This window comes from Psychrobacter aquaticus CMS 56, assembly GCF_000471625.1.
GTDB lineage: Bacteria > Pseudomonadota > Gammaproteobacteria > Pseudomonadales > Moraxellaceae > Psychrobacter > Psychrobacter aquaticus.
The window spans coordinates 26,052-39,780 of the sequence record NZ_AUSW01000012.1 but is presented as its reverse complement, the minus strand read 5'-3'; the positions used below and the strand labels follow the sequence as shown (position 1 = coordinate 39,780).

General features: G+C 42.7%; 9 protein-coding genes and 1 tRNA gene. All 10 read left to right on the top strand.

The window, feature by feature from the left end; genetic code table 11:
• Nucleotides 1–91: EF-Tu C-terminal domain-related protein (locus tag M917_RS13840; protein WP_454557312.1), on the top strand; the 91-nt coding region annotated here is incomplete at its 5' end.
• A gap of 385 nt (nucleotides 92–476) precedes the next feature.
• Nucleotides 477–552: transfer RNA gene (locus tag M917_RS02410), tRNA-Trp, on the top strand.
• A 51-nt stretch (nucleotides 553–603) separates the two neighbouring features.
• On the top strand, nucleotides 604–1,089 hold the full coding sequence (gene secE / locus M917_RS02405) for a preprotein translocase subunit SecE (RefSeq protein WP_021813161.1): 486 nt from the start codon (nucleotides 604–606) through the stop codon (nucleotides 1,087–1,089).
• A gap of 95 nt (nucleotides 1,090–1,184) precedes the next feature.
• Nucleotides 1,185–1,715 (top strand): transcription termination/antitermination protein NusG, encoded by a 531-nt coding sequence (gene nusG, locus M917_RS02400; protein WP_021813160.1) that lies wholly within the window; start codon nucleotides 1,185–1,187, stop codon nucleotides 1,713–1,715.
• Nucleotides 1,716–1,803: 88 nt separating this feature from the next.
• Nucleotides 1,804–2,235, top strand: coding sequence for a 50S ribosomal protein L11 (gene rplK, locus M917_RS02395; RefSeq protein ID WP_021813159.1), 432 nt, complete (start codon nucleotides 1,804–1,806; stop codon nucleotides 2,233–2,235).
• The gene (gene rplA / locus M917_RS02390; RefSeq protein WP_021813158.1) at nucleotides 2,235–2,936 is read left to right on the top strand and encodes a 50S ribosomal protein L1; all 702 of its coding nucleotides are present in this window, start codon (nucleotides 2,235–2,237) and stop codon (nucleotides 2,934–2,936) included. The genes rplK and rplA overlap by 1 nt, the downstream gene beginning before the upstream one ends.
• A 435-nt stretch (nucleotides 2,937–3,371) precedes the next feature.
• The gene (rplJ, locus tag M917_RS02385) at nucleotides 3,372–3,899 is read left to right on the top strand and encodes a 50S ribosomal protein L10 (protein WP_021813157.1); all 528 of its coding nucleotides are present in this window, start codon (nucleotides 3,372–3,374) and stop codon (nucleotides 3,897–3,899) included.
• Nucleotides 3,900–4,025: 126 nt separating this feature from the next.
• Nucleotides 4,026–4,397 carry a 50S ribosomal protein L7/L12 gene (gene rplL / locus M917_RS02380; protein WP_021813156.1) on the top strand — a complete coding sequence of 124 codons (372 nt, stop codon included), beginning with the start codon at nucleotides 4,026–4,028 and terminating at the stop codon, nucleotides 4,395–4,397.
• A gap of 742 nt (nucleotides 4,398–5,139) precedes the next feature.
• On the top strand, nucleotides 5,140–9,258 hold the full coding sequence (rpoB, locus tag M917_RS02375) for a DNA-directed RNA polymerase subunit beta (protein WP_021813155.1): 4,119 nt from the start codon (nucleotides 5,140–5,142) through the stop codon (nucleotides 9,256–9,258).
• Between the two features lie 151 nt (nucleotides 9,259–9,409).
• Nucleotides 9,410–13,633, top strand: coding sequence for a DNA-directed RNA polymerase subunit beta' (gene rpoC, locus M917_RS02370; protein ID WP_021813154.1), 4,224 nt, complete (start codon nucleotides 9,410–9,412; stop codon nucleotides 13,631–13,633).
• Nucleotides 13,634–13,729 lie beyond the last annotated feature (96 nt).

The following is a 13,729-nucleotide window of genomic DNA, read 5'->3' as shown; positions in this document are numbered from 1 at the left end:
TCCAATCGCTATGGACAAAGGTCTTCGCTTCGCAATTCGTGAAGGCGGCCGTACTGTAGGCGCTGGTGTTGTTGCTAACGTATTGAACTAATCTATAAGTCTCAGTAATGAGCTTATCAGTTAGTCATGAAAAAGCCACCCTCTAAGAGGGTGGCTTTTTTTTGCAAATAAGGACGTGTATCTAAAATTCAAATACGCCTATCTACTTACAGCCCTTTTTATTTTTATACAGTTTTATAGGTGAGGATAATGAATTTATCTCTTGTTCTATTGTAATCTATTAGATAGCTTGCTATATTAGCGCTCACTCTTGTCGTATGTATATATAGTTGACATACCTACCTATACAGTTAGTATATTTAAAAACTCACTGATAAACGTAACGACCTTAAATAAGAGGAAAGCGAGATAAAAAATTATCTCTGAAGGCTTGCATTTTATGCCAAATATTGTATAATGCTGTCCTTTACACCCATAGGCGATTGGCTCAATTGGTAGAGCATCGGTCTCCAAAACCGAGGGTTGTAGGTTCGAGTCCTACATCGCCTGCCATCTTTTTATCATCTCTTTGTTATACCTCACCATCTCCGAAGCGAGTTCTTTATGAGCAATAATCAAGATAACCTCGAGAATAAGTTATCTGATGCCAAGGCGGTTGGTGGTGGGATGCTGTCTAAAGATAAGCACATTTCAGCGGTTAATACTTCTGCTGTTGAAGTTGCCAAGACTGGCTCAATAAAAGATTTGATGTTGTGGTTACTTGCCGCAGTATTTTTGATAGGGGCGACTTTAGTCAACCAGTATTTACCCGGTTATTGGCAACCAGCCAATGATGTATGGGTACGTATTGGTATCATTGTCGCCCTTATTGTATTTGCAGTAATATGCTTAGCATTAACGAATCAAGGCCGTGCTTTTAAAATATTATTAAAAGATGCTGGTGTTGAGCTTCGCCGAGTAACATGGCCAAGTAAAGACGAAACCGTTCAATACACATGGCAAGTCATTGTCGTGATCGCTATTGTTGGGGTTTTTATTTGGTTATTGGATAACTTTTTTAATTGGTTTGTTGGCATATTTATTGGTTAGATATTTTTACCCTAAGCGCTGCATCGTATATTGTGATGCGCTTCGATTTAAATATTATAACTCAAATTTTTACTTATAACGATTAGGAGCGTGATATGCGTTGGTATATTGTCCAAGCGTTTTCAGGATATGAAAAACAAGTACAACGTTCTTTAACTGATCGTATTAATCGTAGTGACTTCGCTGAGTCATTCGGTGATGTATTGGTGCCTACTGAAGAAGTCGTTGAAATGAAAGACGGCAAGAAACGTAAGAGTGAGCGTAAGTTCTTTCCAGGATACGTATTGATCCAGATGGAAATGAACGACAATACTTGGCACATTGTTAAAGATTGCCCCCGTATCATGGGCTTTATCGGTGGTACACCTGAAACCCCAGCACCTATTACACAAGTAGAAGCTGATCGTATTTTAAACCGCCTTAACCAGACTGAAGCTGATCCACGTCCTAAGACGCTATTTGAGCCGGGCGAAGAGTTGTTGGTTATCGATGGTCCATTCACTGACTTTAAAGGGTTGGTGGAGAAAGTGGATTACGAAAAATCTAAGTTACACCTGACTGTAAACGTATTTAATCGACCGACTCAGGTCGAGCTTGAGTTTAGTAAAGTTGAGAAGCTAGACTAAAACAGTAAAAAATTCATCAACCGGGGAGCTGTTAATCAATATTATATTTAATACTGATTTGGCGCTATTACCCATTTAGGAGAGAATCATGGCTAAGAAGATTGATGGTTACATCAAACTGCAAGTGCCTGCAGGCAAAGCAAATCCTTCACCACCGATTGGTCCAGCATTGGGTCAAAAAGGCGTGAACATCATGGCGTTCTGTAAAGAATTTAACGCTGCGACCTCAAACCAAGAGCCGGGTCTACCGATTCCTACTGAGATCACTGTATACAGCGATAAGTCTTTTACCTTCATCATGAAATCGCCACCAGCTGCGTATTTGCTACGTAAAGCTGCTGGTATTGCTAAAGGTTCTGGTACACCAAATACCGCTAAAGTCGGTAAAGTTGACCGTGCACAACTAGAAGACATCGTTAAGACCAAAAATGCAGATTTAACTGCTGCTGATCTTGATGCTGCTGTTCGTACCATCGCTGGTACTGCACGTTCAATGGGTATTACCGTGGAGGGTGTATAATGTCTAAGCTAACCAAACGTCAAAAAGAAATCAATAGCCGTATTGAGCACGAAAAACAATACACTATGGAAGAAGCGGTTCAAATCCTAAATGATTTGCCACCTCTTAAGTTTAAAGAGTCTATCGACATCGCAGTAAACTTGGGTGTAGACCCACGTAAATCTGATCAAGTCGTTCGTGGCGCTACCAACCTACCTGCTGGTACTGGTAAAACCAAACGCGTTGCTGTATTTGCTCAAGGTGCTGCTGCTGAAGCCGCCAAAGAAGCTGGTGCTGACATCGTTGGTTTTGAAGACCTAGCAGAATCAATCAAAGCCGGTAACATGGACTTTGATGTCGTTATTGCTGCTCCTGATGCAATGCGTGTTGTTGGTCAACTAGGTACTATCCTAGGTCCACGTGGTCTAATGCCTAACCCTAAAGTCGGTACGGTTACGCCTAACGTTGCTGAAGCGGTTAATAACGCTAAAGCTGGTCAGGCACAGTATCGTGTAGACAAAGCAGGTATTATTCACACGACTATCGGTCAAATTGGTTTTACTGCTGAGCAAGTAATCCAAAATGCTGAAGCACTAATTACAGATCTAAAACGTGCTAAACCTGCTACTTCTAAAGGTACTTTCATCAAGAAAATCACCTTGTCTAGCACGATGGGTCCTGGTCTAAGCATTGATCCAGTTCCATATCGCACAGCAAAATAGTTAAATATGTGCCTTTATTTGACGATTTTAAATAAAGGCTAAAAAAATACTTTAAAGAATTAGGTCAGCGTAGCAAACGCTATGCTGTCTAAGACCGTAGGTAGAAACTGGTTTAACGGTATAAACAACGATTGTTGAATGGTTTTTTATAGCAATAAGCTGGTTTTGTTAATCGACGACAGATGAAAATCTTAGTTGTCCTACGCAGACGGTGACCCACCCAGTTGTTGATAAGAGCCGATAGTTCATTCTATCACTTGATGTCATTCTGATAACGGTGCCGTAATCAGTCGTTATGAGTAAATTTTATTTTTATATGATTTATGACTAACGTGTCGTATCAAGTCAGTCCAAGCCAGATGTCTCATAATTGAAAACTTAGGTTTTTAAGCATTGAAATACTGCGCTGATTGATAAGATTAAAGGAGTCAACTTATGGCATTAACGCTAGAGCAAAAACAACAAGTTGTGGCTGAAGTGTCTGAAGTTGCTGCTAATGCTTACTCAGCAGTAGCTGCCGAATATCATGGTATTGGCGTTGCAAAGCTTACTAAGCTGCGCGAACAAGCCCGTGAGAAAGGCGTAATTTTGAAAGTGGTAAAAAATACCCTAGCAAAACGCGCTTTTGAAGGCACTAAGTTTGAGAGCATGTCAGACCGTATGACTGGTCCATTACTTTTGGCTTTCTCTATGGAAGATTTGGGATCTGCAGCTCGAGTCGTTTTCGACTTTAGCAAAGATAACAAAGCTTTAGAGACCAAATTGGTATCAGTTGGTGGTGTTGTTTATGGTCCAGAAGAGCTAGAGCGCGTATCGAAGCTACCAACTCGCGACGAAGCACTCTCTATCTTGATGGCTACTATGAACGCACCAGTGACCAAGCTTGTCCAGACTATGAACGCAGTTCCTGGCAAGTTCGTTCGCACTGTTGCAGCAATCAAAGACGCAAAAGAAGCTGCTTAATTGCTTGTTTTAACGTAAATTTTACATCGCTATTTGCATTTAATTGTCATGACTATTTTAAAACTTGGCAAGCAATCAAAGCGATTTTAAAATCAATTAATTTTTATCAGAAAACGGAGAGTTCTCATGGCACTATCTAAAGATGATGTGTTAAACGCAATCGCTGAAATGTCAGTAATGGATATCGTTGAATTAATCAGCGCTATGGAAGAAAAATTCGGCGTAACAGCTGCCGTTGCTGCTGCACCTGCTGCTGCTGGTCCTGCTGGTCCTGCTGCTGAAGAAAAAGACGAGTTTGACGTAGTTCTTGCCAGCTTTGGCGAGAAGAAAGTTGGCGTAATTAAAGCCGTACGTGAAGCGACTGGTCTTGGCCTGAAAGAAGCGAAAGATTTGGTTGAAAGCGCTCCAGCTCCAATCAAAGAAGGCGTTAACAAAGCTGAAGCTGAAGAGTTGAAGAAGAAACTTGAAGAAGCTGGTGCAACTGTTGAACTAAAATAAGTTCAATACTGTAAGATAAAAAGCTGGTAATGCCTTGCATTGCCAGCTTTTTTTTAGTATAATTCGTAGCTTGACCTTTTGTGTCTGCCAACATACGTATGCAACAACACGGTGGATACCCATCAAAAGGACAGACGATATACATGCAAGCACACATGCCAGTTTTTAAAATCAGTTAATATGAGCTAAACGTCTATAGATGTTTGGCATTTTTTTGTGTCTGCATGCTTTCCCATTAACACTATAGTTTATACTGATTCTAGAAGTTATAGTTACCCCAATTATTATTAATTCTGAAAAGCTGCTGATCTTAGGTTATCCATTTAGCATGGTTTGCTGTCAGCATATAGTCTTGTAGACGGTATATGTCAGCGACAATATGAGTTTTAATGACAAATTGCCTAAATGCAAAATGGGGCTTGATAACAGATAGCGTGGAAAAACTCCATTAAAAATTATTTTTCCGTAAAGTTATTTGTGAGTTATGCCGTAATGGCAATAGATTGTATGATATTGAATTTCTTGGTATGAGTGGTCATATAGAGTGACTTAGATACTGATTATAAGATTAAGTGCAGTGTGCTAAATAGACACTGTTTAATAAAGTAGTAATTGATAAAAAGATATGAGCTAAACCCGAACACCCGTTTGATATTATCGTTTACGTTGCTAAGTTTGCATTGTATTTATGCATACTGGCCGCGCTTTTAATTTGTTTCCACGTTTACTGTAAGGACTCTCGATGGCATATTCTTATACTGAAAAAAAGCGTATTCGCAAAAGTTTTGCTGAATTGCCCACTGTGATGGACATTCCCTATTTGCTGTCTATCCAAGTAGATTCTTACGAGCAATTTTTGCAAGAGCATAAAAAGCCAAAAGCTCGTGAGAATACTGGTTTGCAAGCTGCGTATTCCTCTATTTTCCCAATTGAGAGTCACTCTGGTAATGCTGAGTTGCAATTTGTTGAGTACTATTTAGGTACGCCAGAATTTGATGAGCGTGAGTGTATCTTACGTGGTTCAACGTTTGCTGCGCCGATGCGTGTCAAAATTCGTTTGATTATCAAAGACAAAGACAGCAAAGATAAAGATAGCAAAGCGGCGATCAAAGATATTCGTGAGCAAAGCGTTTACATGGGCGAGATGCCTTTGATGACAGCTAACGGTACTTTTATTATCAACGGTACTGAGCGTGTTATCGTATCTCAGCTACATCGTTCACCTGGTGTGTTCTTTGACCATGATAAAGGTAAGTCGCATTCAAGTGGTAAAGTGCTTTATAACGCCCGTATCATTCCTTACCGTGGTTCTTGGTTAGACTTTGAGTTTGATGCCAAAGACTTAGTATTTGCTCGTATTGACCGTCGTCGTAAACTACTTGCTTCTATCATCTTACGTGCACTAGGCCTTACTACTTCTGAAATCTTAGATCTTTTCTTTGATAAAGTAGCCGTTTATAAAGGTGAAGAGCAGTTTGAAATTGATCTGGTTGCTGATCGCTTACGTGGTGAGATGGCTCAGTTTGACATCTTATCGCCTGAAGGTGAGGTAATTGTTGAGCAAGGCAAGCGTATTAACGCACGCCGTATTCGTCAGCTCGAAGAAGCGGGTATGACGAAAATTTCAGTACCTGATGAGTATTTGTACGAGCGTATCTTAGCTGAAGATATCGTTGTTAATGATGAAATCATCGCTAAAGCCAACACGCCAATTGACCATGAATTATTGGTCAAGCTCAGTGCGTTTGAAGCCAGTGAGTCTATCAAAGAATTTAGTATTTTATTCACTAACGATATCGACCAAGGTAGTTATATTGCTGATACGCTACGTGCTGATAGTACCTCAAGCCGTGAAGAAGCACTGATCGAAATCTATAAAGTTATGCGCCCAGGTGAGCCACCAACGGTTGAGACTGCTGAAAAATTGTTTGAAAGCATGTTCTTTAATGCAGACCGTTATGACTTATCAAATGTCGGTCGTATGAAATTCAACCGTCGTCTTGGTTTAGAATTTGATAATACTGACGATCCTGATATCCAACGCGAACGTAGTGTATTGACCAACGATGATATCGTCAATGTATTGAAAGAATTGATCGAGATTCGTAATGGTCGCGGCGATGTTGATGATATTGACCATTTGGGTAACCGCCGTATTCGTTCAGTAGGCGAGATGGCAGAAAACCAATTCCGTGTGGGTCTAGTACGTGTTGAGCGTGCAGTTAAAGAACGTTTAAGCTCAGCGGAATCTGATAACTTGTCACCACAAGATTTGATTAATTCTAAGCCAGTAGCTGCTGCGGTTAAAGAATTCTTTGGTTCAAGCCAGTTGTCACAGTTTATGGATCAAAACAATCCATTATCTGAAGTGACGCATAAACGTCGTGTATCAGCATTAGGACCTGGTGGTCTGACCCGTGAACGTGCAGGCTTTGAAGTACGTGACGTACATGATACCCATTATGGCCGTGTATGCCCGATTGAGACTCCTGAAGGTCCAAACATTGGTCTGATTAACTCATTAGCGACCTTTGCTAAAACCAACAGCTTTGGCTTCTTAGAAACGCCTTATCGCCGTGTGGTTGATGGTAAAGTAACAGATGTTATTGAGTATCTATCAGCCATTGAAGAAGTAGGTACGGTTATTGCACAGGCTGATTCACCAGTAACCGCAGAAGGCGCGTTGTCTGATGAAATGGTCAGTGTGCGTAGCTATGGTGAATTCGTTCGTATGCCACCAGAAAAAGTGACGCATATGGATGTATCACCAAGTCAGGTAGTATCGGTCGCAGCAGGCCTAATTCCATTCCTAGAGCATGATGATGCTAACCGTGCCTTGATGGGCTCGAACATGCAGCGTCAGGCGGTTCCTACGCTACGTGCGGATAAGCCGTTAGTAGGTACTGGTATGGAGCGTCACGTTGCTCGTGACTCTGGTGTTTGTGTGATCGCTAAGCGTGGCGGTGTGATTGAAGATGTAGACGCATCGCGTATCGTGGTTCGTGTCAACGAAGACGAGATGACTGCTGGTGAAGCGGGTATCGATATCTATAACTTAATCAAATACACACGCTCGAACCAAAATACTTGTATCAACCAACGTATCATTGTTAACCAAGGTGACGAGATCGCTTTGGGTGATATCTTGGCTGATGGTCCATCAACAGATCTTGGTGAGCTAGCATTAGGTCAGAACATTCGCATTGCATTTATGCCATGGAATGGTTACAACTTCGAAGATTCAATCTTGCTGTCTGAAAAAGTGGTTAAAGAAGATCGTTTCACCACGATTCATATCCAAGAACTGACTTGTGTGGCACGTGATACCAAGCTTGGTACAGAAGAGATTACTGCCGATATTCCAAACGTTGGCGAAGCAGCACTATCAAGTCTTGATGAAGCTGGTATCGTTTATATCGGTGCTGAGGTTGACGCTGGTGATATTCTAGTTGGTAAAGTCACGCCAAAAGGTGAGACGCAACTGACGCCAGAAGAGAAACTGCTACGGGCTATTTTTGGTGAAAAAGCGGCTGATGTGAAAGACACATCACTACGTGTACCGACTTCTAGTAAAGGTACCGTTATTGATGTACAGGTCTTCACTCGCGATGGCGTTGAAAAAGACGCTCGTGCAAGAGCGATTGAAAAATCACAACTTGACAGCTACCGTAAAGATTTAAAAGAAGAGTTACGTATCTTTGAAGATGCAGCCCGTGGCCGTATTGGTACGCTGTTAGATGGCCAAAAAGTCAGTGGTGGTTCTGGTCTAAAAGCTGGTACGGTTATGGCATTGGCTGATATGAAAGATATGAGCCTTGAGACTTTGCTGGATATCCAGCCAGTAGAAGAAGAAATCTCGGAGCGTCTCACGCAAATCGCTGATTATTTGGTTGATAAGCAAAAAGACATCGATGTGAAGTTTGCTGAGAAAAAACGCAAGTTAACGGCAGGTGATGACTTACAACATGGCGTACAAAAAATCGTTAAGGTATATCTAGCGGTTAAGCGTCGTATTCAGCCTGGTGATAAGATGGCTGGTCGTCATGGTAACAAGGGTGTGGTATCGCGCATTATGCCAGTTGAAGATATGCCGTATGATGAGCATGGCAATACCGTTGATATTGTATTGAACCCGCTTGGTGTACCATCACGTATGAACATCGGTCAGGTTCTAGAGACGCATTTAGGAATGGCCGCGAAAGGCTTGGGCGAGAAGATTGATGGTATGCTCAAATCTCAAGCAGCGATCAAAGAGTTGCGTGATTTCTTAGACAAAATCTATAACAAAGTAGGCGGCGAACAAGTCGATCTTGATAGCTTGAGTGATGATGACATCATGGCGTTATCAGATAATTTACGTGGCGGTGTACCAATGGGTACGGCAGTGTTTGATGGTGCGAAAGAAAGCCAAGTCAAAGACTTACTAGAGCTTGCTGGTATGGCACGTGATGGTCAGCAGACATTGTATGATGGTCGTACTGGTCAGAAGTTTGACCGCCAAGTCACCGTTGGCTACATGTATATGCTCAAACTTAACCATTTGGTTGATGACAAGATGCATGCGCGTTCAACTGGTTCTTACTCACTGGTCACGCAACAGCCATTGGGCGGTAAAGCTCAGTTTGGTGGTCAGCGTTTCGGTGAGATGGAAGTATGGGCACTAGAAGCTTATGGCGCGACTTATACGCTGCAAGAGATGCTGACTGTGAAGTCGGATGATGTTGAAGGCCGTACCCGTATGTACAAAAACATCGTTGATGGTGAACAGTATATGGACCCAGGCATGCCTGAGTCATTCAACGTACTGACCAAAGAAATCAAATCACTGGGTATTAATATTGAGTTAAAACAAAGCAACTAATTCGTTGTTTAACTTAGTTGTCCACTAAAGGCAGTCTGCTTTATTGCTGCTGCTTTTAGTGATTTGTCTCAACCCTATTCATTGCCTTCATTCATCTTATCCGCGTCAATAGTACGCTGTTAGATGATTATAAAGATAACGGAGAAGCAACTTGAAAGATTTACTCGATATCATGCAAAGCCCTACCGGCAACGGTAATCAAGAGTTTGATAGCATTCAAATTACTTTAGCCTCACCTGACGTCATCAAGTCATGGTCACATGGTGAAGTAAAAAAGCCTGAAACCATCAACTATCGCACGTTCAAGCCCGAGCGTGATGGTCTTTTTTGTGCCAAAATTTTTGGCCCAGTAAAAGATTTTGAATGTCTATGTGGTAAATATAAGCGCCGTAAATTCCAAGGCGTTATCTGTGAAAAATGTGGTGTAGAAGTCACCACTGCCAAAGTTCGTCGCGATCGTATGGGTCATATTGATCTAGCCAGTCCAGTGGCACATATTTGGTTCCTAAAGTCATTACCAAGCCGCATCGGTCTGTTGCTAGATATGACGCTACGTGACATCGAACGCGTTCTATATTTTGAAAGCTACATTGTAACTGAGCCAGGTCTAACTAGCTTAGAAAAGTATCAGTTGCTCGATGATGAAGATTACTACAAAGCGCTTGAAGAATTTGGCGATGAATTCACTGCCAAAATGGGTGCTGAGGCCGTTCAAGACTTATTAAAAGACATTGATATCGATATCGAGGTGGATGAGCTGCGTGAAGCGATTCCGCAAACAGGTTCTGAGACTAAGCTTAAAAAGATGTCTAAGCGTCTTAAATTATTAGAAGCATTCCGTGACTCTAATAACAAGCCTGAGTGGATGGTAATGAACATCTTGCCAGTACTACCACCAGATTTGCGTCCGCTAGTACCACTAGAAGGTGGCCGTTTTGCGACTTCAGATCTAAACGATTTGTATCGCCGCGTTATCAACCGTAATAACCGTCTGAAGCGTCTGCTTGAGCTGAGTGCGCCTGACATCATCGTACGTAACGAAAAACGTATGCTGCAAGAGTCAGTTGATGCTTTGTTAGATAACGGTCGTCGCGGTCGTGCGATTACTGGTAGTAACAAGCGTCCATTGAAATCTTTGGCTGATATGATCAAAGGTAAGCAAGGTCGTTTCCGTCAAAACTTACTTGGTAAGCGTGTTGACTATTCTGGTCGTTCGGTCATCGTTGTAGGCCCAACACTACGTCTACATCAGTGTGGTTTACCTAAGAAAATGGCACTAGAACTATTTAAGCCATTTACTTATAACAAGCTATTATCTCATGGTTTGGCGACGACGATTAAAGCTGCCAAAAAAATGGTAGAGCGTGAAGAGCCGCAAGTGTGGGATATGCTGGCCATGGTTATCCGTGAGCATCCAGTGCTTCTTAACCGTGCACCAACCCTTCACCGTCTGGGTTTACAGGCATTTGAGCCCGTACTAATCGAAGGTAAAGCTATCCAGCTGCATCCGCTCGTTTGTACAGCGTTTAACGCCGACTTTGATGGTGACCAAATGGCTGTTCACGTGCCATTGACGCTAGAAGCGCAGTTAGAATCACGTGCGCTGATGATGTCTACCAACAACATCTTGTCGCCTGCGAACGGTGAGCCAATCATCGTCCCCTCACAGGATGTGGTATTGGGCTTGTATTATATTAGCCGTTCATCCATCAATGCCAAAGGCGAGGGCATGATTTTTGCCACCGTTAATGAAGCATTGCGTGCGATTGGCTCAAATGATTTACATGTGAATGCTAAGATTAAAGTGCGTGCGACAGAAACACATATCGATGAAGATGGTAACGAAACCAAAGAAGTCAGCTTAAAAGAAACGGTTGCCGGTCGTCTGCTTATCTGGAACATCATGCCTAAAGGTATGGCGTTTGATGAATGTAACCAAGAGATGACTAAGAAAAACATCTCACGTTTGATCAACTCTTGCTATCGTAAAGTTGGCGTTAAAGAAAGCGTCATGTTCGCTGACCAATTGATGTATCTTGGTTTTGCTCAAGCGACGCTGTCTGGCGTATCTATCGGTATCGATGATATGGTTATCCCGCCAAGCAAGAAACAGATCATTGAAGTGGCAGAAGGCGAAGTTCGCGAGATCGAAGATCAGTTCGAGCAAGGTTTTGTGACGGCTGGTGAGCGTTATAACAAAGTGGTTGATATTTGGTCACGTACCAATGACAAAGTCGCTAAAGCGATGATGGATAACTTGGCTACTGATAAAATCATGAACGCCAAAGGCGTTGAAGAAGAGCAGAAATCATTCAACTCTATCTTCATCATGTCAGACTCTGGTGCTCGTGGTAGTGCGGCACAGATTCGTCAGTTGGCCGGTATGCGTGGTTTGATGGCTAAGCCAGATGGTTCAATCATTGAGACACCGATCAAAGCCAACTTCCGTGAAGGTTTGACGGTATTACAGTACTTTATCTCAACTCATGGTGCTCGTAAAGGTCTGGCCGATACAGCACTAAAAACGGCTAACTCAGGTTATCTGACGCGTCGTTTGGTCGATGTGGCACAAGATTTGGTTATCACTACTGATGACTGTGGTACTGAGCAAGGCTTGCTCATGAAACCGCATATCCAAGGTGGTGAGATCATTGAAAAGCTAGGTGAGCTAGTTCTTGGTCGTGTGACTGCACGTGATGTCAATTATAACGATGATGCCGATAAAGTATTGATTCCAGCTGGTACTTTGATCGATGAGCATTGGGTAAACGTGCTTGATAACAATGCCATTGATGATATCTGGGTACGCTCAGTTATTACTTGTGATGTTGAACATGGCGTTTGTTCACAGTGTTATGGTCGTGACCTTGCTCGTGGTCATAAAGTGAACATCGGCGAGTCAGTGGGTGTTATGGCGGCCCAGTCTATCGGCGAGCCAGGTACTCAGTTAACAATGCGTACTTTCCACGTGGGTGGGGCTGCAAGCTCAGCATCTGTAGACAATAGCATCTCTGTACGTAATGCTGGTCAAGCGCATTTCGAAAATATGAAAACCGTTCAGCATACTGATGGTCACTTAGTTATCGTATCGCGTTCAGCTGAAATTGCGTTGACCGATGAGCTTGGTCGTGAGCGCGAGCGTTATAAAGTACCGTATGGTTCAAGCGTACTCGTGAAAGACGAAGAGCAGGTTGAAGGTGGTCAGACTATTGCCAAATGGGATCCGCACACGCATCCTATTATCACAGAATTCGCTGGTACAGCACGCTTCAGTGATATCACTGATGGTATGACTGCTACTGTGAAGGTTGATGATGCGACTGGTATGAGCTCATTTGAGATTCTGGCCACTCGTGATCGTTCAAGCTCAGCAAAAGACTTACGTCCTGCCATTATCTTGAATACTGACGAAGGCAAAGAAGTGGTTTACTTCTTACCAGCTGAAACCATCATTCGCGTCAGCGATGGTGAAAAAGTCGCAGCCGGTTCGATCCTAGGCCGTGTACCACAAGCCTCTTCTGGTACTAAAGATATCACCGGTGGTCTACCACGTGTTGCTGACTTGTTCGAAGCCCGTCGTCCGAAAGATCATGCCATTATGGCAGAAATGACGGGTGTGGTGAGCTTCGGTAAAGAGACCAAAGGTAAAAACCGCTTCATTATTACCAATGAAGATGGTGAAGTGCACGAAGAGCTGATCCCGAAATGGCGTCAAATCAACGTCTTTGAAAACGAGACGGTAGCGCGTGGTGAAGTGATCGCTGATGGTCCACAGAACCCACATGATATCTTGCGTTTGAAAGGACAGACTGCGCTTGCTGATTATATCGTCAACGAAGTACAGGACGTTTATCGCTTGCAGGGCGTAAAAATCAACGATAAGCATATCGAAGTTATTATTCGTCAGATGTTGCGTAAAGTTGAAATCACTGATGGTGGCGACTCAAGTCACTTCAAAGGTGATCAGGTGGAGTATGCTGATATCAAAGCGTTGAATGCTAAACTAGAAGCGGAAGATAAGTTCCCAGTACAGTTTGAGCGTCAATTGCTAGGTATCACTAAAGCAAGTCTAGCGACTGAAAGCTTTATCTCAGCAGCGTCTTTCCAGGAAACAACCCGTGTACTAACTGCGGCTGCCGTTACTGGTAAAGTAGATGAGCTACGTGGCCTAAAAGAAAACGTAGTAGTTGGTCGTCTGATTCCTGCAGGTACCGGTCTTGCTTATCATAAGGCTCGTAAAGAAAAAGCAGATCAGAAGCTACAAGACAAAGATCGCAATGCAGCGTTTGATATGACGGCAAGCACTGACAGCAAGGACTTTGCAAGCTTTGATGAAGCCTTTGCTCAAGAGTTGAATCAAGACAGCCAGTCTTAAGTAGCTTAGTTAGTATTCGTAAAATTGAAAAGCCTGCAGATGTCTGCAGGCTTTTTTATGTTTGTCTGATATGCAAAATGTCTTGTCAGGCTATTG

Bases quoted from the DNA above. Each gene is read 5' to 3' on its own strand.
- secE (WP_021813161.1), top strand. From the start codon at position 604: ATGAGCAATAATCAAGATAACCTCGAGAATAAGTTATCTGATGCCAAG.
- nusG (WP_021813160.1), top strand. From the start codon at position 1,185: ATGCGTTGGTATATTGTCCAAGCGTTTTCAGGATATGAAAAACAAGTA.
- rplK (WP_021813159.1), top strand. From the start codon at position 1,804: ATGGCTAAGAAGATTGATGGTTACATCAAACTGCAAGTGCCTGCAGGC.
- rplA (WP_021813158.1), top strand. From the start codon at position 2,235: ATGTCTAAGCTAACCAAACGTCAAAAAGAAATCAATAGCCGTATTGAG.
- rplJ (WP_021813157.1), top strand. From the start codon at position 3,372: ATGGCATTAACGCTAGAGCAAAAACAACAAGTTGTGGCTGAAGTGTCT.
- rplL (WP_021813156.1), top strand. From the start codon at position 4,026: ATGGCACTATCTAAAGATGATGTGTTAAACGCAATCGCTGAAATGTCA.
- rpoB (WP_021813155.1), top strand. From the start codon at position 5,140: ATGGCATATTCTTATACTGAAAAAAAGCGTATTCGCAAAAGTTTTGCT.